Source organism: Mucilaginibacter conchicola (genome assembly GCF_003432115.1).
GTDB classification, from domain to species: Bacteria; Bacteroidota; Bacteroidia; order Sphingobacteriales; family Sphingobacteriaceae; genus Mucilaginibacter; species Mucilaginibacter conchicola.
Genome location: NZ_QWDC01000002.1, coordinates 81775 through 107834 on the forward strand (window position 1 = coordinate 81775; position 26060 = coordinate 107834).

Annotated in this window: 19 protein-coding genes and 1 tRNA gene; 12 read left to right on the top strand and 8 right to left on the bottom strand. The window is 44.9% G+C overall.

Annotated features, from left to right (window positions below; translation table 11 throughout):
- The first annotated feature begins 113 nt into the window (after positions 1-113).
- From D0C36_RS09985 to D0C36_RS09995, 3 genes are all read left to right on the top strand, one after another.
- Positions 114-2507 (top strand): ABC transporter permease, encoded by a 2394-nt coding sequence (locus D0C36_RS09985; protein WP_117391489.1) that lies wholly within the window; start codon positions 114-116, stop codon positions 2505-2507.
- 82 nt (positions 2508-2589) lie between these two features.
- Entirely contained in the window at positions 2590-4056 is a 1467-nt protein-coding gene (locus D0C36_RS09990; protein WP_117391490.1) for a serine hydrolase, read from the top strand.
- A 31-nt stretch (positions 4057-4087) separates the two neighbouring features.
- The gene (locus tag D0C36_RS09995; RefSeq protein ID WP_117391491.1) at positions 4088-4714 is read left to right on the top strand and encodes a family 16 glycoside hydrolase; all 627 of its coding nucleotides are present in this window, start codon (positions 4088-4090) and stop codon (positions 4712-4714) included.
- A gap of 88 nt (positions 4715-4802) precedes the next feature.
- On the opposite strand, the gene D0C36_RS10000 is transcribed toward D0C36_RS09995, so the two are convergent.
- Positions 4803-5213 carry a BrxA/BrxB family bacilliredoxin gene (locus D0C36_RS10000; protein ID WP_117391492.1) on the bottom strand — a complete coding sequence of 137 codons (411 nt, stop codon included), beginning with the start codon at positions 5211-5213 and terminating at the stop codon, positions 4803-4805.
- 223 nt (positions 5214-5436) lie between these two features.
- Here D0C36_RS10000 and D0C36_RS24910 point away from each other — a divergent pair, with 223 nt between their 5' ends.
- The 3 genes from D0C36_RS24910 (at position 5437) to ahcY (ending at position 11079) form a co-directional block, all read left to right on the top strand.
- The gene (locus D0C36_RS24910) at positions 5437-6288 is read left to right on the top strand and encodes a M23 family metallopeptidase (protein WP_199502001.1); all 852 of its coding nucleotides are present in this window, start codon (positions 5437-5439) and stop codon (positions 6286-6288) included.
- 194 nt (positions 6289-6482) lie between these two features.
- Positions 6483-9248: a hypothetical protein gene (locus tag D0C36_RS10010; RefSeq protein WP_117391493.1), complete on the top strand. Its 2766-nt coding sequence runs from the start codon at positions 6483-6485 to the stop codon at positions 9246-9248.
- 514 nt (positions 9249-9762) lie between these two features.
- A complete protein-coding gene (gene ahcY / locus D0C36_RS10015; RefSeq protein ID WP_117391494.1) occupies positions 9763-11079 on the top strand; it encodes an adenosylhomocysteinase in 1317 nt (438 codons plus the stop codon).
- 212 nt (positions 11080-11291) lie between these two features.
- Here the strand turns inward: ahcY and D0C36_RS10020 are convergent, their stop codons facing one another.
- Positions 11292-12662, bottom strand: coding sequence for a 3-keto-disaccharide hydrolase (locus D0C36_RS10020; protein WP_117391495.1), 1371 nt, complete (start codon positions 12660-12662; stop codon positions 11292-11294).
- A 21-nt stretch (positions 12663-12683) separates the two neighbouring features.
- A complete protein-coding gene (locus D0C36_RS10025) occupies positions 12684-14009 on the bottom strand; it encodes a Gfo/Idh/MocA family protein (protein WP_117391496.1) in 1326 nt (441 codons plus the stop codon).
- Positions 14010-14254: 245 nt separating this feature from the next.
- Here D0C36_RS10025 and D0C36_RS10030 point away from each other — a divergent pair, with 245 nt between their 5' ends.
- Positions 14255-16750 carry a M1 family metallopeptidase gene (locus tag D0C36_RS10030; protein ID WP_199502002.1) on the top strand — a complete coding sequence of 832 codons (2496 nt, stop codon included), beginning with the start codon at positions 14255-14257 and terminating at the stop codon, positions 16748-16750.
- A gap of 158 nt (positions 16751-16908) precedes the next feature.
- Positions 16909-17274, top strand: coding sequence for a hypothetical protein (locus tag D0C36_RS10035; RefSeq protein ID WP_117391497.1), 366 nt, complete (start codon positions 16909-16911; stop codon positions 17272-17274).
- Here D0C36_RS10035 and cdaA read toward each other — a convergent pair.
- Positions 17271-18062 (bottom strand): diadenylate cyclase CdaA, encoded by a 792-nt coding sequence (cdaA, locus tag D0C36_RS10040; protein WP_117391498.1) that lies wholly within the window; start codon positions 18060-18062, stop codon positions 17271-17273. The two genes, D0C36_RS10035 and cdaA, sit on opposite strands and share 4 nt — an antisense overlap.
- A 265-nt stretch (positions 18063-18327) precedes the next feature.
- Positions 18328-19299 (bottom strand): polyprenyl synthetase family protein, encoded by a 972-nt coding sequence (locus D0C36_RS10045; protein WP_117391499.1) that lies wholly within the window; start codon positions 19297-19299, stop codon positions 18328-18330.
- Positions 19300-19543: 244 nt separating this feature from the next.
- Here D0C36_RS10045 and D0C36_RS10050 point away from each other — a divergent pair.
- Together D0C36_RS10050 and D0C36_RS10055 are read left to right on the top strand one after the other, a co-directional pair.
- A tRNA-Ser gene (locus D0C36_RS10050) sits at positions 19544-19631 on the top strand.
- 196 nt (positions 19632-19827) lie between these two features.
- Positions 19828-20268, top strand: a complete 441-nt coding sequence (locus D0C36_RS10055) for a hypothetical protein (protein WP_117391500.1) — start codon at positions 19828-19830, stop codon at positions 20266-20268.
- A gap of 86 nt (positions 20269-20354) precedes the next feature.
- Here D0C36_RS10055 and D0C36_RS10060 read toward each other — a convergent pair whose 3' ends face one another.
- The 3 genes from D0C36_RS10060 to yiaA all read right to left on the bottom strand — a co-directional run bounded on the left by D0C36_RS10060 (position 20355) and on the right by yiaA (position 23267).
- Positions 20355-21479 carry a tetratricopeptide repeat protein gene (locus D0C36_RS10060; protein ID WP_117391501.1) on the bottom strand — a complete coding sequence of 375 codons (1125 nt, stop codon included), beginning with the start codon at positions 21477-21479 and terminating at the stop codon, positions 20355-20357.
- 128 nt (positions 21480-21607) lie between these two features.
- Positions 21608-22549 carry a hypothetical protein gene (locus D0C36_RS10065; protein ID WP_117391502.1) on the bottom strand — a complete coding sequence of 314 codons (942 nt, stop codon included), beginning with the start codon at positions 22547-22549 and terminating at the stop codon, positions 21608-21610.
- Positions 22550-22799: 250 nt separating this feature from the next.
- Entirely contained in the window at positions 22800-23267 is a 468-nt protein-coding gene (gene yiaA / locus D0C36_RS10070; RefSeq protein WP_117391503.1) for an inner membrane protein YiaA, read from the bottom strand.
- A 122-nt stretch (positions 23268-23389) separates the two neighbouring features.
- Here yiaA and D0C36_RS10075 point away from each other — a divergent pair, with 122 nt between their 5' ends.
- A complete protein-coding gene (locus tag D0C36_RS10075) occupies positions 23390-24892 on the top strand; it encodes a hypothetical protein (protein WP_117391504.1) in 1503 nt (500 codons plus the stop codon).
- 126 nt (positions 24893-25018) lie between these two features.
- A complete protein-coding gene (locus D0C36_RS10080; protein WP_117391505.1) occupies positions 25019-26041 on the top strand; it encodes an LLM class flavin-dependent oxidoreductase in 1023 nt (340 codons plus the stop codon).
- Positions 26042-26060 lie beyond the last annotated feature (19 nt).

The window sequence follows — 26060 nt, forward strand, 5'->3', positions numbered from 1 at the left end:
ATCATCACAAATATCTAACTATCAATCAATTAAATATTTGGCACATTATTGCGTTATTTTAAAATACAAGCGTAGCTTGTAACGTAATAAAAGCCTATTAAACCCTGCCTGTTATGATAAAGAATTATCTGAAAATTGCCTGGCGCAACCTTATCAAAAACAAAACCCATACGTTTATAAATGTAGCCGGCCTTTCGGTAGGTATGGCGGTGGCCATGCTAATAGGCCTTTGGATATGGGACGAGGTATCATACAACAACTACTTTAAAAACCATAACCGCATTGTACAGGTATGGCAGCACCAAACCATTAACGGGCAGGTGGGCAGCCAGATCTCGATGCCTATCCCGCTGGGAATGGCTCTGGGTAAAGATTACCGCGGCGATTTTAAATACGTTACCTTATCCAGCTGGAATTACGACCACATCCTTACCGTGGGCGATAAAAAACTTAGCATGGCCGGCAGCTTTATGCAGCCCGAAGCGCCTGACATGCTTACCCTTGAAATGATCAAAGGATCGCGCAAGGCACTTACCGATCCGTCATCCATAGTGATATCTGATAAAGTTGCCAAAGCATTTTTTGCCAATGGCGATGCCATGGATAAAACCATTAAAATAGATAACCAATACCTGCTTAAAGTTGCCGGTATTTATAAAGATATCCCCTCAAATACAGCTTTTAAAGATCTTAACTATATAATGCCATGGGATTTTTATTTAACCACCCAACCATGGCTGCAGCGCGCTACCACCCGCTGGGGCAATAACTCGTTCCAGGTATTTGCACAAGTGAATGATAATGCGGATATCAACAAAGTAAACGCCCGCATCCGCAACCTTAAAATGAAAAACATCGAGGCGCAGGGTGATAAAGTTGGCGCATCGTTTAAGCCGGTTGTGTTCCTGCATCCTATGGATAAATGGCGTTTGTATTCTGAATTTAAAGATGGCGTTAACACCGGCGGCGGTATACAGTTTGTGTGGATGTTTGGCATCATCGGCAGCTTTGTGCTGCTGCTGGCCTGTATCAATTTTATGAACCTGAGCACAGCACGGTCTGAGAAACGCGCTAAAGAGGTAGGCATTCGTAAAACGGTAGGCTCGTTAAAAGTACAGCTCATCGCCCAGTTCTTTATCGAATCGTTACTGGTAACGGCTTTTGCCTTTATCGTATCTATTGTATTGGTGTTGCTTATTTTACCATGGTTTAACCAGGTGGCCAGCAAAACCATGTCGGTGTTGTGGGCCGAACCTGTTTTCTGGACCATGGGCATCGGCTTTAGTTTGCTTACGGGTGTTATTGCGGGCAGCTACCCGGCCTTTTACCTGTCGTCATTTCAGCCGGTTAAAGTTTTAAAGGGAACTTTCAAAGCAGGCCGTTTTGCAGCGTTACCGCGCAAAATATTGGTGGTATTGCAGTTTACAGTATCGGTAACGCTTATCATTGGCACCATTGTGGTGTTTTTGCAGGTGCAGCATACCAAGAACCGCCCCGTTGGTTACGAGCGCACAGGCATGGTGCAGATCTATGCCAAAACCGAGGATATCCACAAAAACTTCAGCGCTGTACGTAATGATCTTATCTCGAGCGGCATGATCGTAGAAATGGCAGAATCGGGCAGCCCGCTTACAGAAGTGCAGAGCAATAACAGCGGCTACAACTGGCGCGGCAAAGCGCCGGATCTGCAGGATGATTTTGCCTACATCCCCGTTACGCCCGAGTTTGGTAAAACCGCCGGATGGAAAATCATCCAGGGCCGCGATTTCTCGCGCAGCGTGGTATCAGATAGTACAGCCATGATCATCAATGAATCGGCAGCAAAATTTATGGGCTTTAAAAATGCCGTTGGCGAAATTGTAGATAACGGCAAAAAATATACGGTGATAGGTGTAGTGAAAGATATGGTGATGTCGTCGCCATACGAGCCGGTAAAGACTACCATGTTTGTAATGTCTAACGAGGCCGAGGGGTCGGTGGATATCCGCCTTAACCCTAAAGTACCGGTAAGCAAAGCCATTGCAAAAATTGAGAGCGTATTTAAACAATATGATCCGGGCAGTCCGTTCGAATACAAATTCACCGACGAACAATACGCCCGCAAATTTACCACCGAAGAACGTGTGGGCAAACTGGCCGGCTTCTTTACCATATTGGCTATATTTATAAGCTGCATGGGCTTGTTCGGCATGGCATCGTTCATGGCCGAGCAGCGTACCAAAGAGATAGGCGTGCGCAAGGTTTTGGGCGCATCGGTGTTTACGCTGTGGAGATTAATGTCGGTTGATTTTGTGATATTGGTAACCATATCATTGTTACTGGCTATTCCAACGGCCTACTACTTTATGCAGGGCTGGCTGCAAGATTACAAATACCGCACCGATCTTTCATGGTGGATATTTGTACTAACATCAATAGGTGCACTGGGCATTACTTTGCTAACGGTTAGTTACCAAAGCATAAAAGCGGCGTTGGTGAACCCTGTGAAGAGTTTGAAGACGGAGTAGTTGGGTCATTGGGTCATTGGGTCATTGGGTCATTGGGTCATTGGGTCATTAAAAGGAATTTGAATTAATATCACATAGTTTTATGCTTCTGAAAAAACTGAACCTTATTGTTGCCCTGGGCTTTTTGGTTACGGGCTGCTCTGCGCAAACCGGCGAAAAGATTGCCGATAGTACCCAAAAGAAAATACAACTGGTTGAGAAAAACCTGGTTGGTATGATCAGCACCGAAGGCACACCTTTGTGGACCATACAGGAACGAATGGCGCATTACAAGGTAAACGGGGTAAGCATTGCGGTTATCCGCAACTATAAAGTGGAATGGGCCAAAGCTTACGGCTACGCTGATGTTGCGGAGAAAAGGCCGGTAACTACCAGCACATTGTTCCAGGCGGCATCCATCAGTAAATCATTAAACGGCGTTGGTATTTTAAAGCTGGCGCAGGATGGTAAGCTTGATCTGGATAAGGACATTAACCAATACCTCACCAGTTGGAAGTTCCCTTATGATAGCGTGGCAAAAGGAAAGATCATCAACACCAAAAACCTGTTGAGCCATACCGCCGGTTTAACGGTGCATGGCTTTGGCGGATACGATATAAAAGACCCGCTGCCTACGGTAGTGCAGATCTTGAATGGTACCAAACCCGCCAATTCAGATCCCGTACGTTCTATGTTTGAGCCGGGCCTGCGGTCGGAATATTCGGGCGGTGGTACTACTATCACGCAGTTAATGGTAACGGATATTACGCATCAGCCTTACGATAAATATATGTATGAGCAGGTACTGAAACCAATGGGCATGACAGGCAGCAGCTATACCCAGCCACCTGCAAAAGCTAAAGCCGGGTTGCTGGCGACAGCCTATCGCGGCGATGGTACCCAACTGGAAGGCAAATACCACATCTACCCCGAAGAAGCACCTGCCGGCCTTTGGACCAACCCAACCGATCTTGCTAAATATATTATTGAAACGCAACTGGCGCTCGAGGGAAAATCAAGCAAAGTGCTTAATCAGGCTTATACTAAACTGAGGCTTACGCCTTACGGAGACAAGTCTGCGGCTTTAGGTGTTTTTATTGACGATCTTGATGGTGTAAAATATTTTCAGCATGGTGGCGCTAACGAGGGTTTCAGATGCCAGTACGAGGGCAGCCTCGAAGGTGGTAACGGCGTGGTAGTAATGGTAAACTCTGACGAGGGCGCTATTATGAACGAGATCATCAACAGCGTGGCCAAAGTTTACGGCTTTAAAGGATTATACCATTCTAAGGTTTTCAAGAACGTTACTGTTGATGCTGCAACTTTGCAAACTTATGTAGGTAAATATGAGATGATGCCAGGCAAATTATTAACCATTACCCGCGAGGGTGATAAACTTTACGGCCAGGCAGACGGACAATCAAAGCTTGAGCTGTTTGCCGAAGCACAAGACAAATTCTATCTTAAAGTTGCCCCTGTAGAGGTTGAGTTTCTTAAGGATGATAAAGGTAAAACCATCATCTGCCGCATTTACCAGGGTGGCACGCACGATGCTAAAAGGGTTGAATAATTTATCTTAGCTATATAAACCACATCACATTATGAAAACCTATAAAGCTCTGATCCTGATGGCTTGCCTTTATGCAGGCAACAGCTTTGGCCAGGCAAAACCCAAGGCAGCAGATTTTACAGTAGTTAACCGCCAGTTGACTATCACGGATGATGGCACCGTACAGGTGAACGGTGTAGATAATGCCGGTTTTGTATGGCTAAACAACCGCCAGTTTACCTACGGCACTATTGAGTTTGATGTAAAAGGTAACGATAAACTGCAAGGTAGTTTTGTGGGCGTGGCCTTCCATGGTTTAAATGACAGTACTTATGAATCTATTTATTTCCGCCCGTTTAACTTTAAAGCTGATGATGCTGTAAGGCGCAGCCATAGCGTGCAATACATAGCCCCGCCGCAGTATGACTGGCCTGTGCTGCGTGAGAAATATCCCAACAAATACGAGCTGGCCGTTACCCCCGCACCTGATCCCAACGACTGGTTCCATGCCAAAATTGAGGTAACAAAAGACAAGATCAGCGTTTATGTGAACAATGCCAAAACACCGGCCCTGGTAGTTGCTCCCCTAACCCATACCCGCGGAACTAAAATTGCCTACTGGGTGGGCAACGGCTCGCCCGGCGACTGGAAGAACCTCAAAATAACCGACAAGAAATAACCCCAACAAAAAAAGCCCGATGCACAGCACCGGGCTTTTATATTTCAAAGGGTCTTGATTCTTGTATCTTGACTCTTGATTCTAAAAATCAGCAGTATTGCTCAAACGCGTCGATAAGGTTATCAGCGATCATTTGTGCAGGGCGGCCTTCTATCTGATGGCGCTCAATGATGTGAACCAGTTTACCATCTTTAAACAAAGCCATTGATGGTGACGATGGCGGGTAAGGCAACATCAGGTTACGGGCAGCATCAACTGCTTCGCGCTCCATACCGGCAAATACTGTAACCAGGCGGTCAGGGTGTTTTGCATTGGCAGCAGCCATGCGTGCAGCAGGGCGTGCGTTAGCAGCAGCACAACCACAAACCGAGTTAACCATCACAAAAGTGGTACCTTCAGTTTTTATAGCAGCATTAACCTGCTCTGCGTCTTTCAATTCTTCAAAGCCTACGCGGGTTAATTCCTCACGCATTGGGGCTACTAAATATTCAGGGTACATCATAATTTTTACTTCGCTTATATTCAGTGCAAAAGTACCAAAATCAAAATAAAAACAACCTGCAATCAGAATAATCCGTAATAATTGACGTTTCGGTTATAATTATAAAACATAGGTGCTGGGTGAAGCGTGGTGGAATTATAAGCCGATATGATTATATTGCAATCCGTAGTTTTTAACCCTAATAAAACTATTGAATGAACTTAAAATTTGACATTTAGGTATGGGAATTATTTTTAAAAAAAATGAGGCTCAGCCACGTATTGTACAGGTTAAGGCAAAGCATGTAAATTCGCTTAAATTTACCGTGGCAGCTGTACTTATTGTGGTAATGGTACTCATGACAGCGGTAATGCGTTTAAGTACACAGGCAGAACAGCAACGCCACGAAAACAACAGGCTGCAATCACAGGTAGCCGCACTACAAGGGCAAATTGACAAGACAGAAGAAGACGCCCTGCTACAATCAGCAGAAAAAGAAGGCCAGCGCAGCAAAGCGGTATCATACCTGGCCGATATACAAACCAAACTAAAACGTATTAACGAATACATGAGCAAACGTGGTTTGCGTAACATCTCGTTCCGTAAACTGAACGTTGATGAGAAACCAAAAAGCGAAACCAAGCTGTATGCTGATTTCAATAACTACCTGGACAGGCTGGTAAACACCATTGCCTACACCCCTATGGGCTATCCAAGACTAAGTTCATTCACCTCGTTCTTTGGCTCGCGCGGTAACCCGTTCAACTTCGGTGGCAGCGAGTTTCACCCCGGTATTGATTTTGCCGGCCACAAAGGCGATCCTGTAAAATGTACCGCCAGTGGCCGTGTAGTATTTGCAGGCCGTGCAGGTGGCTATGGCAATTGCGTAAAGATCCGCCATAACAACAATATAGAGACCTGGTATGGCCACCTGTCAAAGATCAATGTTAAAGAAGGCCAGAAAGTTGATGTTGGTCAACTGATAGGCAAAGTAGGTTCAACCGGCCGCTCAACGGGCCCGCACCTGCACTACGAGATCCGCAAGAACGGCCAGCCGGTTAATCCTAAGCAATATTTGAGTTTGAATTTGTAGGGTTTTACCCTCTATGTCATTTCGAACGAGCGACAGCGAGGAGAAATCCTGATACTACATGCGTTTCAGCCTTTCAGAAATAACAAGATTTCTCCTCGTTCGAAATGACATATTTTTTAAAGGCGATGATTTGATCATCGCCTTTTTATTGGCTGATTATCACTATCTTTCACCAACATCAGCCAGCCTTACCAATGGGCCTTAATAAACCTTTCATCATTATCCGCTTTGCGGTTTGCGTTCTTGTGTTGCTTTGCTGTACACAAACGCAGGCGCAGGTAAATGCGCGGCAGGCTTTGCTCAACATTAAAGCCAGGGCTGATACATCCATCAAAAACTTCCCGCCTGAAAAAGTTTATCTGCAAACAGACCGCCCGTATTATTCGGTTGGTGATACTATCTGGTACCGGGGCTGGGTTATAGATGCTCCTTCCACCCTGCTATCCACCAAAAGCGGATTGCTGCATGTAGAGATAGCCACCGATAGCAACGTGGTGGTACAAAAATTTCTGCTGCCTGTTGAAAATGGTATCACCTGGGGCAACATCACCCTTAACGAAAAGGATTTTAAACCGGGCAGCTATATCATCCGTGCCTATACCAATTGGATGCGCAACTTTGGCGCGCAAACCTTTTTCTACAAGCGCATTAACATTACCGGCGGCTACGAGGATAACTGGACAGTAAAAGTACGTACCGATACCACACGCGTTAACGGGCAGCCTAACGTTAAAGCCATACTTCAGTTTAGTTATGCAGATAAATTGCCGGTAGTGGGCAAACCAGTTACCATGCAGGTGATGAACGGCCGCAAAACCATCACCAAATACACGCTGGATACGGAGTTGACCGGCACCGTAGATATCAGTTTTAAACCGCCGCAATCGGGCAAAGACCTGTATATAAAAGCCCGCGTAGATAACAAGGGCAACGCCGTAAACATCCCGCTAAGATTAAATAAAGCTGATGACACCGATCTGCAGTTTATGCCCGAGGGTGGCGATCTGGTGGCCGGCATTCAAACCCACGTAGGTTTTAAAGCAATAGGTACTAACGGCCGCGGCATCAACGTATCAGGAACCATAACCGACAGCAGGGGCAATAAGGTAACCACATTTAGATCGGGAAACTGCGGGATGGGAAATTTTATGCTTACGCCTCTTGCAGGCGAACGGTATACGGCCACAATAACAACAGGCAGCGGTAGCAAAACATTTGCTTTGCCAAAGGTACAGGCCTCGGGTTTGGGGTTGTTTGTGTTGAATCACATCAATTCAGATTCGTTGAGGATAACCGTTAGCGCAAGTGCCGATGTGCTGAAACAGGGTAGTCCGTATTTTTTTATCGCCAAATCGCGGGGTGTTATACATTACGCGGCTATCATGAATTTTGATAACAAAAGCGCGCTTACCTCGTATCTCAATAAAAATCTGTTCCCTACCGGTATTACACATCTTCTGATCACCGACGATAAGGGCCGCACACTTAACGAGCGACTGGTTTTTATTGATCATCATGATGCATTAAAGATACAGGTTACCGCCCCGCCGCAAATAGCAGCCAAAGACAGTGTTGACCTCAATTTATTAATTACCGATAGCAACGGTAAACCCGTGCAGGGCACCTTCTCGCTCGCGGTAACAGATGATGCCCGCGTAAAAACGGATACCCTTAACGATGCCAATATCATCACCTCAATGCTGCTCACATCAGAGCTGCGGGGTTATGTAGAAGCGCCGGGATATTATTTCAGTAAAGATGCTAATGCCTGGCAGGCACTGGATGATCTGCTGCTTACACAGGGATGGGTAAGCTATGATGCGCCTGCTAAAGGTGCATTATTTCCTGTTGAAGAAGATTACAGCGTAAACGGGCGGCTCACTAACCTGTTTGGCAAACCGGCGGCGGGGCTGGGCGTAAATATGTTTTCGATAAGGCCGTTTTTAAGCCGGGATACTATAACGGGCAAAGACGGCCGGTTTAAAATGCCATTGCCACTCGTTGATACGCCGGCGTTTATCCTGAAAGCAGTAAAAAAGAACGGCAAACCATCGGGCATACCTATAACCGTGAATGAGTTTCAGATGCCGCACTTTGTGCCTACTAATATCCCTGCCGACCTGCCCTGGAACGTAAACACCGGCGATACCGTGATACGTGATATAAATGCCGCCATCAGCAAACGCAGGCAAACCGAAAAAATGCCCGAAGGCACCCGTTTGTTGCAGGGCGTAACGATATCGGCAAAAAAAATGGTTAAAGATTCGCGCAACTTAAACGGTGCCGGCAACGCCGACATTGTGCTTGACGAAAAGGATATGGAAGCTGCCGGTAAGAAAACGCTGCTTAAACTGATAGAAGAAAAAATACCAGGCTTTTTCCCAAAATATCCTAAAGGTTCCCCTGTTGCCTGGTACTATGTAAAATCAAAATTTGCATTTTTTATTATCGATGGGGTAAATCTTTTTGACATTGTGCCACCCAGATCTTATATAGACGAACGCGATTATCTCGCCAGCTATACCGCCGAATCGATAAAAGGGATAGAATTGAACTATTCAGCAAAATACAATAACGTTTACCTGGCCAAATACTGCCCTGGGTGCGACATCATCATGTTAGATTATGCTTTTATAGAAATAACCACCCGTAGCGGCAGTGGCCCTCACATGGCTGATGCCCGAGGCATTTACCTTTACAAACCATTACCACTTAGCCTGCCTGCGCAATTCTACAAACCAAAATATACGGCCAATAAAACCGATGCGGCTTTAGACAACCGCCCCACCATTGCCTGGGAACCCAATGTAATTACCAATACTGAGGGAAAAGCGTCCGTCGGTTTCCACGCAGGAATGTCGACTGGAAATTACACGGTGATAGTGCAGGGTGTTGGGATGGATGGTAGTTTAGGGGTGAGGTATTTTCCGCTGAAGGTTAAGGTGGCGGCGGGGTTGTAGTTAATATCCGCGCGTCATTGCGAGGTACGAAGCAATCTCTTTAAGCAGGTCACTTATGCAAGGTGTATAATCCTAAAGAGATTATCGATGTATTCAATTTTCCTCTAAGGTATCAGTGAGCTCCCTACGGTCGGTTGTCTTCGTACCTCGCAATGATGTGGTTTTATACTTTTGCTGGCGCACGCGTGCCGCGTTTGCTCTTCTTACAACTTTTTCGCGTTAGTGATAGCAGCGGATACCTGCCCCGAGCCTAAGGCTTGCGCCATAGGCATCCCTTCGGGGCAGGCGTATGAGCGGATAGCACGACCCCGATGTATATCGGGGAACGCCCCCATCTTAAATATCGAACACTGAATTTTGAATGTGGAATGATGAAGTTTTATTAAAACCTTTCCCTGACCAACTAATCACGAATCAACCACTTCTACTAATCTCTGATCACCAATCTCTAATCACTAATGCCCTTTCGCCTTTCGCCTCAATTACTTACCTTTGCATCAAAAAATTAAACACTATGTCATCAGTAGAGACCGCTTACACCAAGTACTGGGTAAAAGATATTGAGCTGGCCGATTGGGGTCGCAAAGAAATTGAATTGGCTGAAGCTGAAATGCCTGGCCTGATGTCGTTGCGTGCCGAGTACGGCCCGTCGAAACCATTAAAAGGCGCACGTATTGCGGGTTGTCTGCACATGACCATCCAAACTGCCGTTTTGATCGAAACTTTGATAGAGCTGGGTGCAGAGGTTACCTGGTCGTCATGTAATATATTCTCAACACAAGACCATGCTGCTGCTGCTATTGCTGCTGCAGGCACTTCAGTTTATGCAAAAAAAGGCATGAATGCTGAAGAGTTTGACTGGTGTATTGAGCAAACTTTATTCTTTGGCGAGGACCGCCAGCCGCTAAACATGATCCTGGATGATGGTGGCGATTTAACCAACATGGTATTGGATAAATACCCTGAGCTGGTTGCCAACATTAAAGGCCTTTCTGAAGAAACTACTACCGGTGTTCACCGCTTATACGAGCGTATGAAAAACGGTACTTTGCCAATGCCTGCTATCAACATCAACGACTCGGTTACCAAATCAAAATTTGATAACAAATACGGTTGCCGCGAGTCGCTGGTTGACGCTATCCGCCGCGCTACCGACGTAATGATGGCCGGTAAAGTTGGTGTGGTTTGTGGTTACGGCGACGTAGGTAAAGGTTCTGCAGACTCATTGCGTAATGCAGGTGTCCGCGTTATTGTTACCGAGATCGATCCTATCTGTGCTTTACAAGCTGCTATGGAAGGTTTTGAAGTGAAAAAACTTTCAACTGCTATTGCTGAGGCTGACATTGTAGTTACGGCTACAGGTAACAAAAACATTGTTCGCGAAGAGCATTTCCGCGCATTGAAAGATAAAGCTATCGTTTGTAACATCGGTCACTTTGATAACGAGATAGACATGGCATGGTTAAACGGTGCTTACGGCGATACCAAAGTTGAAATTAAACCACAGGTTGATAAATACACCATTAACGGTAGCGATATCATTGTATTGGCTGAAGGCCGTTTAGTAAACTTAGGTTGTGCTACAGGCCACCCAAGCTTTGTGATGAGTAACAGCTTCACCAACCAAACCCTTGCTCAGTTAGAGCTTTGGACAAACGGTGGCGCTTACGAAAATAAAGTTTACACCCTGCCAAAACATCTTGACGAAAAAGTTGCCCGTTTACACCTTGCCAAAATTGGTGTTGAACTGGAAGTTTTAGACCAGGATCAGGCTGAGTACATCGGCGTAACTGTTGAAGGTCCGTTTAAACCGGAATACTACAGGTACTAAGAGATTCAGGACTTTTAGAGTCAGGAATCAGGATAAAAGAAAAAGGGATATGGTTTTAGGCCATGTCCCTTTTTTGTTTTTATTTCCGCCGTCGCGAGATTAGTGTAGCGTATCTCGTGACATGCATGTATGAAGCTTCCAGCTTCCGTCAGCTGAAAGCTGACATCATGTTTAGGCACGAGCTGAAAGTTCGCGCCAGCTTATGATTGCTGTTACTTCAGCTCCTTGATCTTCACACTTCTGAAATCCACGTCAAAGCCGTGGTCTTGCAATAGGATGTGGCCTTCTTTGGCTTCGCCGAAATCTTTCCAGATCTTATATTTGCTGATGGCTACCAGGTCGCGGAACTCTTTTGAGCCGCGTTCGTATTCCAGTACTTTTACGCCGTTAAGGTAATGCTCAACATGGTTGTTGGGGTAAACTATCACACGGCCGATATTCCATGCACCTATCGGGTGTACAAAACGTGGTTGCTTTTTGGCGGTGATAAGGTCATACAATGAGGCCAGTGTACGGTCGCCATCGCGGCCCAGTTTGGCATCGGGGTGTACGGCATCATCCAGTACCTGGTACTCCAGGCCAATGGCCGAGCCTTTGGTTTTCTCATCCAGCGTTACAAAATATTTAACCCCGCTGTTGGCCCCCTTGCTCATCCTGAACTCGAAAGACAGATCAAACGCGCCATACATTTTATCGGTAACGATATCACCACCGTTGGTAGATTCGCCGCCGTTAGCGCCGATAACTGACAGCTTGCCATCCTCAACTTTCCAGCCTTTGGTAGGGAAAGTAGAAGAAGCCGCGCTATGCCAGCCCGCGTTTGTTTTGCCATCAAACAACAACTTCCAGCCGTCAGTCTGCTCATAAGGGGTTAATGTGTTCGATTGCAGGTTAACTACGTAAGTACCTTTTGCAAAAGCCTCAGGTTTTAAGCCTGTGGTTTTGATCTTAATATTTTTGAAGAACACTTTCTTACCCGCCTGCGCCTCGTTATCAATAGCGTGCACCTGCAAGCCGATGAAACCGCGGGCATCAAGCGTATCAACCACGTAAGCCGTAGCCACACCGTTTATCCAGGTTTTCATGCTGTTGCCAATGCATTCCACTTTAATGTGATTAAACTGGCCGTTCTTCCAGGCATCTTTTGCTTTGGCGTTTAGTTCCATAGGGTACAGCCAGTCGCGGCGGCCTTCATCGTAGATACCACCGGTCCATTTACGGTCGCTGGGGTCTACTTCGCATTGCTTGCCGTACACTTTGCCCTTACCTTCATGCCCGGCAGGGTCAAAATGGCTGCGCACCTGCACGCCCGAGTTGGTGATGGTGCTTTCGGTCTTCACATCTATCTCGAGGATAAAATCGCCGTACTCTTTCTCGGTCACCAGAAAGGTGTTCCCGCTGTTGAGTACCGCCGTACCGGTAATGCCGCCGTTCTCCACCTTGTATTCAGCTTTGCCGGCCAGGATCTTCCAGCCGTCGAGGTTTTTACCGTTGAACAGGTTGGTATAACCGCTTTGTGCGCTGGCAGTATGCACGCCGGCCATTACGGTAGCAGCCAGCAAATAAGTTTTCAGATTTTTCATGTATTGCAGGTAGTTTTAGTGTTATACTTTAGGGTTCCAGCCGGGCTGATACTCGCGGCTCCATAGTTTGGTGGCTTCGGCATCATTAAGGATGTGACCATTTTGCGGATCGAGATTAAGCACGCGGCCCACGCGCTGGGCAATGTTGCCCAGTTGCGGTATCAGGGTCGACTTATGCCCGTTAATGATGGTCTGGTTCAGTTTTTCATCACCGCGGATGGCGTTCACAAAGTTTTGCAGGTGAATGCGATCCAGCATTTCGGTAGGGCTTACCTTGTTTGAGGCATCAACCGGTGTTTCGTCTTTCACTTCTTTCACCAGTTTATTATCCATATCAAACACCTGGTAGCCGTTGCCGCCGCCGTAGTTGATGGTGCCATGGTCGCCGTAGAAAACCACACCGCGGCCAACACCCTCAGAGTTGAACGGATTACAACTACGCCCTTCCCATGACAGCGAAGTTTCGTTAGGAAAATTTACTACAATAGTTTGCGTATCGGGCGTTTCCCAATCATCCTTAAAAGCAAAACGACCACCGCCCGATGTTACCCGGTTAGGGTATTCGGCACCCAAACCCCAGCGCATCACATCTATCTCGTGCGTGCCATTGTTCAGCGCTTCGCCGGTACCCCAGTTCCAGAACCAGTGCCAGTTATAATGGATGAGGTTATCTTTATAAGGCCTGCGCGGCGCGTATCCCTGCCACAGGTCATAATTTAAGTTTGACGGCACGGGCACTTCTTTACCCACACCTATTGATTTGCGGTTGTTTACATACCAGCCACGGGCAAAGTACGCCCTGCCGATGATGCCGTTATGCAGCTCCTCAACCATTTTTTGCACGTTGTTGAACGAGCGGCGCTGGCTGCCCATCTGTACCAGTCGTTTATATTTTTCAGCTGCTTGGATAGCCATTTCGCCCTCATGTGGGTTATGGCTGCAGGGTTTTTCTACGTACACGTGTTTACCCGCCTGGCATGCCAAAATGGTTGCAGGAGCATGCCAGTGATCGGGCGCGGCGATAACGAGGGCATCAAAATCTTTCTTCTCTAACAACTGACGGATATCGGTGATACCTTTAGGCCTTTTACCGGTCGCTTTTTCAACTTCGGCAATGCATTTATCCATGGCTTTGCTGTCTACATCGCAGATGTAGCCTATCTCTACATCTTTAAGCGCAGCCAGTTTTGATGCTAAAAATGCACCGCGACTGTTTACGCCCATTATCCCCACAACAACTTTTTTTGCGGGCGAGCCTGTGTAGATACCTGCTTTAGCCAAACCGGGCGCCATCAAAAATGTGGTGCCAGTGACAGCCATGTTCTGAATAAATTTTCTGCGTTCCATAATAACCGTTGGTGAGAATTGGTTGGTAAATGTTAAAAGCGCAATAATTGGTAAAGGCTAAAATAGCATTTACAGTTTAAAATTGAACATTTAGTTAAATTATAACAGGTTTGTTACTGTCAGTTTTACAGTTTAATTAGCCATTTTTTGCTGTAACATAAATCTGTAACCAACGTCTTAAAATCAGCATAAATAAATCTATCTTAGCTTTGTTATGCATGCATATTATTTAAACTGTTAACTATATGAAAACTCTTTACGCTGCCGCGCTTATCGGCAGTATGAGCGCTGTTGCGCTATCTGCGTCTGCACAGCAGGCGGCACCTCAGCCGGAAGATCCGGCGCTGAAGATCTACCGCGAAACCCCAACCAAGTACAGCGACCTGGTACACACCAAGCTTGATGTGCGTTTCGATTACAAAAAGCGTTACATGTATGGTAAAGAGTGGGTTACTTTAAAACCTCACTTCTACCCTACCGATTCATTATCGCTTGATGCTAAAGGTATGGACCTTAAAACTATCGCTATTGTAAAGAACGGTAAAAACGTGCCGTTGAAATTTACGTACGATAGCCTGGTGGTTAAAATTAAATTAGACCGCACTTACCGCAACAACGAGAGCTATACCGTTTACATCGATTACACTGCCAAACCAAACGAGTTTAAAGCGCAGGGTAGCATGGCTATTACCGATGCAAAAGGTTTATATTTTATTAACCCTGATGGTACCGAAAAGGACAAGCCAACCCAGATCTGGACACAAGGCGAAACCGAAGGCTCATCTGTTTGGTTCCCTACCATTGATAAACCCAACCAAAAAACTACCGACGAGATCAGCATGACCGTGCCTGCTAAGTATGTTACTTTGTCTAACGGCCGTTTAGCGTCTCAGAAAGTTAATGGTGATGGTACCCGTACCGATGTTTGGAAACAAGAGTTACCACACTCGCCATACCTGTTTATGATGGCTGTAGGTGATTTTAAGATCACTAAAGATACCTGGAGAGGTAAAGAGGTTAGCTATTACCTTGAGCCTAAATATGCGCCTTACGCAAGAGATATCTTCGGCTTTACGCCAGAGGTGATGGAGTTTTACTCAAAAACCTTAGGTGTTGATTATCCGTGGAACAAATACTCACAAATTGTGGTTCGCGATTACGTGAGCGGTGCGATGGAAAACACATCAGCTACCCTGCACGGCGATTATGTACAGGCTACCAAACGCGAGTTGTTGGATGATTACTTTGGCCAGGGCCGCAGCACTATCGTGCACGAGCTTTTTCACCAGTGGTTTGGCGATTATGTTACTGCCGAAAGCTGGAGCAACTTAACTGTTAACGAATCATTTGCCGACTTTAGCGAAACCCTGTGGGCCGAGCACAAATACGGTAAAGATGCCGGTGATGCACATATCCAGGACGACCGTGAGAACTACCTGAGCCAGCCAAAACTGCGCACTAATGACCTGGTACGTTTCCACTATAAGGATAAAGAAGATATGTTTGATGCCGTTACCTACCAAAAAGGTGGCAGTATCCTTTACATGCTTCGTAATTACTTAGGTAACGATGCTTTCTACAAAGGTTTAAGCATCTACCTAAAATCAAACGCGTTTAAAAACGGCGAAGCACACCAACTACGTTTAGCTTTAGAAGAAGCCAGTGGCCGCGATTTGACCTGGTTCTTTAACCAATGGTATTTTGGTGCCGGTCACCCTATTTTGGGTATCACCTACAAATGGGACGAGGCTACCAAAACCCAAACAGTTGTGTTAACCCAAAGCCAGGATGGCAACGCCTTTATTTTGCCTTTGGCGATTGATGTTTACGCAGGTGGTAAAAAAGAGCGCAAACAATTCTGGATGCGTAACAAGGTTGATAGCCTGGTATTCCACTCTGATGTTAAACCAAGCCTGGTTAACGTTGATGGCGATAAAATGCTGTTAGCGAAAAAAACTGACAATAAATCGCTTGACGAGTTTGCTTTTCAGTACTTTAACGCGCCTTTATACTTAGACCGTTATGAGGCTATAAAAGCCGCTGCAAAATCACAAAACAGCCAGGCTGCTGCCCGCAAAGTGATCATAGCTGCCCTGAACGATAAATACTGGGAGCTACAGGTTGATGCTATTAAAGCTGCTGATTTAACCAATGATGATGTACGCAATGCCGCACAGCCTATACTTGCTAAATTAGCACAGCTTGACCCTAACAATTTGGTTAAAGCTGCCGCTATTAACGCATTGGGTAAACTGAAAGCATCTGGCAACAGCAACTTGTTTAAACAAGCATTAAACAGCCAATCATACGCGGTACAGGGTGCTGCTTTAAACGCTTTGGCACTGATAAACCCTGCCGAAGCAATGAGCCTTGCAAAATCTTACGAGAAAGACAGCAATGGCGCACTTAAACAAGCCGTGTTAACTACCTACGCAGTAGGTGGCAGCGACGAGCAATGGCCGTTTGTTTACAGCTCGTTTAAAGATGGCCAGCCTCAAACCCAGTTTAACCTGATGAGGAACTATGCTGACATGATAGGCAGATTGAAAAACCCTGCTAACGCACAGCAAGGTGTTACTTCAATTGCCGAGTTTGGTAACAAATACAAAAAATACGGCGTTGGCCCGCAGATAGCAACTATCCTTACAGGCATTAAAGAAACCCGTACTAAAGCTGGCGATACGTCATCAAACGCTGCTATTGATAAAGCAGTTGCTGAGCTGAATGCTCCCGCTAATTAATATTTGATCGGATAATTTCAAAAAGCCGCCCCTAACAGGGTGGCTTTTTTTATGACCTGATGGAAATGTTAAATTTTAAGATTTAACAATTTTAACGAGAGATACTTAAACACGATGACAGCAAATCAACTAATTTAGTGATACCATAAAGTTCTGTCATGAAAAAACTGTTATTTCTTATCCTTTCGGTTTCTGCGGCGAGTGTGGCGATGGCGCAAAAAGCGCAGACTGCCCCGCTTGATAACAATCTAAACAGCGAACTATTAAAGCCTTTTAAGGCCGATAGCTCCTTGAAATTCTTAAAGCCGGAGAATCTTAATTACAGCAATAATATGTATGCCGAACTTTCTAAAAACAAAGCATTTTCAAACAATACAGCTATAAATTACAACCCTGCGGTAAAGGTGTTAGAAGGAAACTCTAAAATGCCCGTAGTGGGGCTTGAAGGTTATTCTAAAATGCCGGTGGCCGGATATGGAACACCGAAGCCTAATAACAGAGATAGCGTGGTAGTGATCCCTTAAAAATCTTTATTCAGCAGTTTTTCCAGTTCGGCAAAGCTTACATCCATTTTAATGCGGCCTTGCTTGGCGTATGAGATCTCGCCGGTTTCTTCTGATACGATGATGGCTGTGGCGTCGTTTGCCTCGGTAACACCTATGCCCGCGCGGTGGCGCAGGCCGAACTGTGCAGGCAGGTCTGATTTCTCGGTAACGGGCAAAATACAACTGGCCGATTTGATCTTGTTCTCCGATATCACTACCGCACCATCATGAAGCGGACTGTTCTTTTGAAAGATGCTTTCCAGTACACGTTTAGAGATCTTTGCATCCAATACCTCGCAGCTGTTCTGGTAAAACTGCTCGTCGTAATATTTAGCGAAAACGATGAGCGCCCCTGTGCGGGTCTGCTTCATGCTTTTGCAGGCATCAATAATGGGTTTAATGCGGGCGTAGTTGTTCTTCTCTACATCGGCCTTGCCGAAGAAATACTTCCACCAGGCCTTATTGCGCTGCAGGGATGCATTTTTGCCCACCAACAACAGAAAACGCCTCACCTCTTGCTGAAATACCACAATAATGGCAATAATGCCCACATCAGCAAACTTGCTGAGGATGCCTGAGAGCATCTGCATGTGCAAAGCATCAACAATGCGGTAAACCAGGTAAATGGTGATGAACCCGATGAAGATATTGGCAGCAATGGTGCCCCTGATAAGGTTATATAACTGGTAGATCAAAAAAGCTACCAGCAATATGTCCAGCACATCAAAAATGCCAAATTTTGGAAAGTTGAGCTCAGGGAAATGCATGTTACGAAGTTAGCAGATTTTGTGGAAGATTGGTAGTTGTGTTCTGAACCTTGATTAAAGGGTTTGAGGATTAATTGATATTAACATTCGAAACTATGTCATTTCGAACGAGCGCAGCGAGGAGAAATCTTCTTGAAGCGATACTTACAACGCAGAAGATTTCTCGTCGCTCCTGCGCACATAACATCCCTTCTGCTCGCTCGAAATGACATAGTGGAACGCAACGTAAGACAAGAAATTTTGACTTTTGACTTTTGACTTAAGGCTACTTATTCCTCTCGGTGGTGTACCTTACCAGTTGCTCTAAACCTGTGCGGGCTTCGCCGGCGGGGAAGGTGTTGAGGATATCGAAGGCTTCCTGCTGGTATTTTTCCATTTGGGTTTGGGCATATTGCAGGCCGCCGTTGCTTTTTACAAAGCTGATGATCTCGGCTATCTTTTTGGGGTCGTCGTTATGGTTTTTCACGAGGGCTATCATGCGTTTCTTCTCCGCGCCATCAGTGTTATTGAGCACGTAGATAAGCGGCAGGGTAACCTTCTTTTCTTTGATATCGATGCCCAGCGGTTTGCCCACATCATCGGTACCAAAATCAAACATATCATCTTTTATCTGGAAGGCGATGCCTATCTTCTCGCCAAACAAACGCATTTTCTCTACCGTCTCCGCATCGGCACCGGCAGAGGCCGCACCACAGGCACAACAAGAAGCTATCAATGATGCTGTTTTCTGGCGGATCACTTCATAGTAAACCTCTTCGCTCACATCCAGTCGGCGCACTTTTTCAACCTGCAACAACTCGCCCTCGCTCATTTGCTTTACGGCTTCAGACACGATCTTCAGCAAGCCGAAGTCGCCGTTATCTACAGAAAGCAACAAGCCTTTGCTTAGCAGGTAATCGCCAACCAAAACGGCTATCTTGTTTTTCCAGAGGGCATTAATAGAGAAGAAACCACGGCGCTGGTAAGAGTTATCTACCACATCATCATGCACCAGGGTAGCGGTATGCAGCAGCTCAACCAAAGCCGCCCCGCGGTGGGTCGATTCGTTAATTCCACCACATATACTGGCCGAAAAGAATACGAACATCGGCCTTATTTGCTTCCCCTTACGCTTTACAATGTAATGCGTAATACGATCAAGCAGGGGCACAGAGCTTTGCATCGAGGCTTTGAATTTCTCCTCAAAAACATCAATTTCTGCAGCAATAGGTCTTTTAATTTCGTTGATATTCAGCATGCAAACAGGTGGTGCCTTGTATTCAGCAGGCAAACATAAGGTTTATAAGATATATATGTACAAACATCAGATTTTTTTACCGTGGCGTTAAACCATTGTACTTATACACACTCTATACTATAGTTAGTAATAACAGCATATAAGTTTAGTTTTTGTGAGTTAAAGTTTTCGTTAAGAAGCGGGGCCTGTAAAAGGTTCCGCTTTTTTGGTTTAATATTTTACCTTTGCAATCCCTTTAAAAAACGGAGAGGTGTCTGAGTGGTCGAAAGAGCACGCCTGGAAAGTGTGTATACGCCAAAAGTGTATCGAGGGTTCGAATCCCTCCCTCTCCGCAACTTATTAATCATTATGCCTAAAACCCCTTTAAAACTATTTTTTAAAGGGGTTTTGATTTTACCGCTGTCGATTCCCATCCGTAAATGCGCTTTAAGGTAAAATACCCGTTTTCAAAACATTATTTCAATCTACCGGGTTAACCTTAAAGAAATATTTTATTCAACGGTATCTAAAATACCAACTATAAAAACTATGAAAAAAGCTACTTTACTTTTATTATTATGCTGGGGTGTATTGATTGTAAGTTGTAAAAAAGATTCTCAGTCTATTGGCGATGAATCGCTTGCTTCTTTTAAAACCAAGATCATTGGTACATGGGCAACCAAGTCAGTCACAAGGATCTCGCTGGATGCATCAGACAAGGAAGTTAAAAGAGAGACCTTCGATTACGTGGATGTTCAAAAATATCGGTTCGACCAAAAAACCTACACTGCAGTAAAAGGCAATATTCCTCATGATATAGATTATACGCTGATAGAGTCAAACGGGAAGATTTTTTTGCACACTGATGGTTTTTCTAATGAAGAGATGAGGATGAATAACGGATCATTATACTGGACCACAGAAGCAGGTGCAGTAAATGCCGGTGAGGTGGTCAAATATGTTTCTATCGTACAATATAAAAAAGAATAACTGGCGGTATATATACTTCCTTTTTGAAGTATCTCTCAATAAAATAGCCTGAAAGTTTTCAGGCTATTTTATTTAATCTACTATCCCTACTTCCCCATCTCCTTAGCTTTAGCTGCATCAGCTTCGGCAAGGGCCTTTTTGCCTGTTTCCTGGTAAGCCTTGGCGCGTTGCTCAAAAGCTTGCGGATCTTTAGGGTTTAGTTCGATAGCCTTTGTGTAATCCTTTATAGCCATATCGGGCTTTTTGGCGTAGGAGTAGCCTCTGCCGCGACTATAGTAGTTTTCGGCATTTGATGGCTCTAACTCAACTGCTTTGTCAAGATCTTTGATGCCTGCTGCGTGGTCTCCTTTCAGTACGTAAGCTTTTCCGCGACCGCTGTAATATTCGGCTTTGGTGCCGCCACTTACCTCAATAGCCTTGGTATAACCGGCAATGGCTGGCGCAAAATCATTCTTCATTACAAATATGGCTGCACGGTTGCTGTAGTTCTCCGGTTCTTTAGGTTCAAGTTCTATCAGTTTATCAAAATCTTTAATAGCCAGGTCGTAATTGGTATTCTGGCTCATGTAAGCGCCCGCCCTTATCCTGTAGGCCTGTATATCTTTCGGATCCAGTTCAACAGCCTTGGAAGCATCTTTAATAGCATTGGTAAAATCTTTTAAAAAGAAACCCGCGGTAGCCCTGTTGCGGTATGCGCGTTCATTTGCCGCATCCAGCTCAATTACTTTGCTGCAATCGTTAACCACCAATTGAAATTCGCCCTTATTCATGTATGATTCTTCGCGACTTAAGTAATATGAAGTCTGTTTAGGCGCCAGTTCTATAGCTTTACTAAAATCGGCAATAGCGAGATCAAATTCCTTTTGATAGCGATAAAGCATGCCGCGGATGCCATAAGTTGCCGCTGCCTTGGGATCAAGCTGGATGGACTTATTTAATGCGTCGAGGCCGTTGGCGTAATCCTCTTTCATAGTATAAGCATAGCCCAGTGCGCGGTAAGCAGAATCAGAAGGATTGGTGCTGATAACTGTTTTAAAATTGACGATAGCAGCATCAAAATCACCTTTGCTGAAATTTTCTTTCCCTTTATTAAAAACAGCTTCGGCTTGTTTATTTTTTGCGGATGCTTTGCTTTGCGCCCTGCCATTGAGAGAGAAAGAAACGAAGCAGATAATTACAAGAAGGTTATGGAAGAGTGATTTGAGGTTCATGTTTTAGCGTATAAGATTAAACAATATAAACCCGCCGCATAACATAAAACAGAAAGTGAAAGCGGCCAAGGTTAACTAAAAGACAAAATATTTGCCCAATTGTTTACACCAACCTGTTTTTCACATCATCATGCGCCCTTTTCCCCTTTTACATGGAAATAAATAGTGCTGGGGTGCAGCATACCCAATGTTGAGCCGGGCTTAACATTCAAATACCGCTTCAAGTAATTATCTAATACTGCTTTTGAGTGCGAAATGTAATAAGTGTTGTTGCCGGGTATCATTGATTTCTCATAGTGAAGACCGCCCTGGCTATCAACCGTTACCGAAAAGGAATAATAAAAATCTTCTTTTGCGTGCTTTATAGAAATATTAAATGTGGGATACATATAATCGTTATCCGTTGGTTTCGTTTCAAATATATTACCTGTTACATGATGCGTTTCAACCTTAACTGAGCTGCTCTTGCTGCTTACTACAGCTGGCCGGCGCGCAAAAAAAGCCTTACTATAATCTTTCTCGGCAGCGTCAATAAGTTTTTTAACAAATACAGTATCGCGCCAGGTAGGGGCCTTTAATACGGCCGTATCTTTACGTATCACATTCTTTATAAATTTCTCGGCATAAAAGGTCATGTATAACCTGGCCCCCCGCAGGTCTATCGAATCTTCCTTCGCCTCAATAAGCTGCAACAGCATACTATCACGCGTTATCTTTTTCACCTTAAAAAAAACCTTTGCCGCGTAAAAAATGGAATCAGTTCCCCGGGCTACAGGGAAATTGATCGACGCTTTCTTTGCAGGACTGTAGATAGATACCGAATCATCAGACACAAATTTTATTTGCCAGCTGGGTTCTAATTGGTATCCATCTTCATTAAATGACAAGCCGTTATCTAACCTACGGGCTACCTCTATATAGTTAACATCAAATACAGGTTTAAAAGAAATTCGTTCTTTCTTGCCGGCATGTTCCGCCGCATTATTTTGCTTGCAGTTTACGAGGTTAAAAAGCAGCAATATCAAAAGTAAACCCAGGCCCCCTGTTTTAATTGTAGAAGTTGAATTCATAGTGGTAGATAGGCTTTGCCAAATATTATTATTTCAAATATATATTTTATTTAAATAATTTCACAAAAACACTAAAAAACAAAATTAAATTCCGATTTTTTATTTTATTAATATCAAAAAAGCCCTGCAGATCTCTCCGGCAGGGCTACGTGTTTGTACAAGATTTAGGTTAGTGAAAATCATTTATTGCGGTAAATAAACCCCGCAGGCCTGCCGTGGGCAATGCGCTGCGGGGCGGGCAACCGCTACGTTACTGCTCTTTATCCTCAAATATTTTTGCGTCGCGGGTATTCTTTTGTACGGCTATGGATGAGAACATGCTTAAGCAGAATGCCATGGCATAAAAACCCTTCTCGCTGCGGGCAAGGTCGGCGTTCCACAGGCCTATAGTTAACAGCACCATTGCGGCAATAGCGGCAAACCAGCTAAGGCCGTAGTAAAGATCAGTAACGGCCAATCCTTCGGCCCTGTCTCTTACAGTTTTTTGTACCGAGATAACGGCAAACAAACCAAATAGCAGGATGGTAAAATAATAGCCTTTCTCGTTCAGTTCCATGGTGGCATTCCATAAACCTATACAATAGCCAACCACCCCTACCAGCAGGGCAAACCATGAGGCGCCTATAAATGCACCGGTAGGTTTAAACGGACTGCGGCCGTTGTTATCATACTTTAACAAGGATGATTTTTCTTCTGTTCTGTTTTGTAGCGGTTCCATAATGTTTTGTTTTAGTTGTTAATATGGAAGCAAATGTGGGGTATATAACACACCCTATAAAGTCATAATAGATAAAATACTGACGATATATTTTATAAATTTACCTATAAAAACACATCTACATGGACGCAATTCAGGAGCTTACAAACTTGCTTAGCATTACAGATAAAAAGCTTTTCAGGCAGTTTTTACAGCGAAAAAACAAACGTAACGACGTTAAAAACCTGCAGTTACTGGATTTGATAGAAACTGACGATATAGGCAGCATAAATAAGCTATACGATTCTGAAAAAAACAATGATGCTTACCATGCTTTGCGTAAAAGATTGCAGGATAACCTGCTGCTATTTCTGTCGCAGAAAACTTTTGAAAGCAGCCACTCAGACACCTATGATGCGCTGCGCCTGGTGGTAGTTGGTCGTTTTTTATTAGAGAACAACGTTATTAAAACAGCCTTTAAATGTTTGGATAAAGCCGAACGCTTAGCCGGAAACCTGGAACAATTTAATTTACTGAATGAGCTTTTGCTGCTGAAGCTACAATATGCCCACCTGCCCGGCGCAGAGGATTTGGAACCGCTTACTGAACGCTTTACGCAAAACCAAACCAACATGCAGCGCGAAGCCAGATTAAACATAGCCTATGCTTTTTTGAGAAAGGAACTGCAGGAAATACATCTGAAAGGTAAGATAGTTAACCTTACCAACCTGATGATAAAAACCATCAGGAAATACAAGATCTCCGCACAGGATCTGATGACCTATAAATCCATTTACCAGATCCTTTTTATTGCCAATGAGTACGCGGCTATACAGCGTAATTATAGTTTAATAGAGCGCTATATTAACCGGACCAATAAATTTATACAAGGGCAAACGTACAAGCAGCAGTCGTACCTTTTTTACCATATATCTATCCTTTATTACCTCGCCAATTTCCACTTGCGGCAAAAAGACTTCGCGAAAAGCACGTCGTACCTAAAGGAAATGATGGATCTGATGGTTACCGATAGTCGTTACTACAGTTTATTCTATCTGCGCCACCAGCTACTCTCTGGGCTTAACTTATTTTTCACAGGCTTTGCAGAGCAAGCTATCCAGATAGTACAAAAAGCACTTACCGGCGCAAAGCAAACGTCAAAACCTGAAGATATTGAAGACCTGAGAATATGCCTTGCTATGTTCTTAGCTCTTTGTAACGATCGCGGAAGTTTGAAACAACTCATGCAGCTCACCCGCACCGATGCCTGGTACGAAAAAAAAATGGGCATGTTATGGACCATCCGTAAAAACCTGATGGAGATACTGGTACAGGCGCAGTTCTCAAACATAGAGCTGGCCATGTCGCGATTAAGCAGCTTTAGGCGTCGATATAAGAAATACCTGCAAAAAACTTCGGAAGATCGCGTTCTATCGTTTCTGGGTTTGGTTGAAAAACACCTCATAAAACCAGATATGGCTTTCGACAGCACTTTTAAGACCAATGTTTCTGGTTTATTGGGCGCGGGAGAGAACAACGATATTTTCACACTTAGTTTTATTGCCTGGCTAATGGCCCGGGGCGGTAAAAAAACCGCTTACGAGGTGGTATTGAAACTGATAGAGGATAGTAAAAGGGAGCAATGATGCAAGCCGATGCGTCGATTGTCTCCGTGAAGCCATATTCAATCTAAAAAAGATGTTTAAACATTTATTTTAGATAATTGATGCTTATCTTTACATAAAGGTTATTTAACCGAGGGAGAATTTTAAATGAAAAAGATAGGATTTTTGTCATTTGGCCACTGGGCCGATCATCCTGCGTACCAAACCCGTACCGCAAGCGATACGTTGCTGCAATCTATCGATCTGGCTGTTGCAGCCGAAGAGATAGGGATTGATGGCGCATATTTCCGTGTGCATCATTTTGCAGCACAACTGGCGTCGCCATTCCCGCTGCTATCAGCCATTGGCGCCAAGACATCTAAAATAGAGATAGGTACCGGCGTTATTGATATGCGTTACGAGAACCCGCTTTACATGGTTGAGGATGCCGGCGCTGCCGACCTCATATCAGGCGGGCGATTACAATTAGGCATTAGCCGCGGTTCGCCGGAACAGGTGATAGATGGCTGGCGTTATTTTGGCTACGAGCCTGCCGAGGGCCAAACCGACGCCGACATGGGCCGCGATAAAGCATTACAGTTTTTGAACAAATTAGATGGCAAGGGCTTTGCCTCGCCAAACCCTAACCCCATGTTCCCTAACCCACCGGGCTTGTTACGCCTCGAGCCACATGCCGAAGGCCTGCGCGAACGGATCTGGTGGGGCGCAGCTTCAAATGCAACAGCGGTATGGGCGGCAGAGAATGGCATGCACCTGCAAAGCTCAACCCTTAAAATGGACGAGAGCGGCAAGCCTTTTCACGTACAACAAGCCGAGCAAATAAGGCTGTACAAAGAGGCCTGGAAAAAAGCCGGTCATCAGCGTGAGCCAAGAGTATCGGTAAGCCGGTCGATATTTGCTTTGGTGAACGAACAGGACAGGTATTACTTTGGCCATGAGAACAGCCGCACCGATAAGCGGGGCTATATTGAAAAAGATATGCGTGCTATCTTTGGTCGCAGCTATGCTGCAGAACCGGATAAGCTGATTGAAGAGCTATCAAAAGACGAGGCTATACAGGAAGCAGATACCATATTGTTAACCATCCCCAACACGCTGGGGACCGACTATAACGCACACGTACTCTCATCAATTTTAGAGCACGTTGCGCCAGGCTTAGGTTGGCGATAAATATATTTTAGAAAACAAA

Bases quoted from the DNA above. Each gene is read 5' to 3' on its own strand.
- D0C36_RS09985 (WP_117391489.1), top strand. From the start codon at position 114: ATGATAAAGAATTATCTGAAAATTGCCTGGCGCAACCTTATCAAAAAC.
- D0C36_RS09990 (WP_117391490.1), top strand. From the start codon at position 2,590: ATGCTTCTGAAAAAACTGAACCTTATTGTTGCCCTGGGCTTTTTGGTT.
- D0C36_RS09995 (WP_117391491.1), top strand. From the start codon at position 4,088: ATGAAAACCTATAAAGCTCTGATCCTGATGGCTTGCCTTTATGCAGGC.
- D0C36_RS10000 (WP_117391492.1), bottom strand. From the start codon at position 5,213: ATGTACCCTGAATATTTAGTAGCCCCAATGCGTGAGGAATTAACCCGC.
- D0C36_RS24910 (WP_199502001.1), top strand. From the start codon at position 5,437: ATGGGAATTATTTTTAAAAAAAATGAGGCTCAGCCACGTATTGTACAG.
- D0C36_RS10010 (WP_117391493.1), top strand. From the start codon at position 6,483: ATGGGCCTTAATAAACCTTTCATCATTATCCGCTTTGCGGTTTGCGTT.
- ahcY (WP_117391494.1), top strand. From the start codon at position 9,763: ATGTCATCAGTAGAGACCGCTTACACCAAGTACTGGGTAAAAGATATT.
- D0C36_RS10020 (WP_117391495.1), bottom strand. From the start codon at position 12,662: ATGAAAAATCTGAAAACTTATTTGCTGGCTGCTACCGTAATGGCCGGC.
- D0C36_RS10025 (WP_117391496.1), bottom strand. From the start codon at position 14,009: ATGGAACGCAGAAAATTTATTCAGAACATGGCTGTCACTGGCACCACA.
- D0C36_RS10030 (WP_199502002.1), top strand. From the start codon at position 14,255: ATGAAAACTCTTTACGCTGCCGCGCTTATCGGCAGTATGAGCGCTGTT.
- D0C36_RS10035 (WP_117391497.1), top strand. From the start codon at position 16,909: ATGAAAAAACTGTTATTTCTTATCCTTTCGGTTTCTGCGGCGAGTGTG.
- cdaA (WP_117391498.1), bottom strand. From the start codon at position 18,062: ATGCATTTCCCTGAGCTCAACTTTCCAAAATTTGGCATTTTTGATGTG.
- D0C36_RS10045 (WP_117391499.1), bottom strand. From the start codon at position 19,299: ATGCTGAATATCAACGAAATTAAAAGACCTATTGCTGCAGAAATTGAT.
- D0C36_RS10055 (WP_117391500.1), top strand. From the start codon at position 19,828: ATGAAAAAAGCTACTTTACTTTTATTATTATGCTGGGGTGTATTGATT.
- D0C36_RS10060 (WP_117391501.1), bottom strand. From the start codon at position 21,479: ATGAACCTCAAATCACTCTTCCATAACCTTCTTGTAATTATCTGCTTC.
- D0C36_RS10065 (WP_117391502.1), bottom strand. From the start codon at position 22,549: ATGAATTCAACTTCTACAATTAAAACAGGGGGCCTGGGTTTACTTTTG.
- yiaA (WP_117391503.1), bottom strand. From the start codon at position 23,267: ATGGAACCGCTACAAAACAGAACAGAAGAAAAATCATCCTTGTTAAAG.
- D0C36_RS10075 (WP_117391504.1), top strand. From the start codon at position 23,390: ATGGACGCAATTCAGGAGCTTACAAACTTGCTTAGCATTACAGATAAA.
- D0C36_RS10080 (WP_117391505.1), top strand. From the start codon at position 25,019: ATGAAAAAGATAGGATTTTTGTCATTTGGCCACTGGGCCGATCATCCT.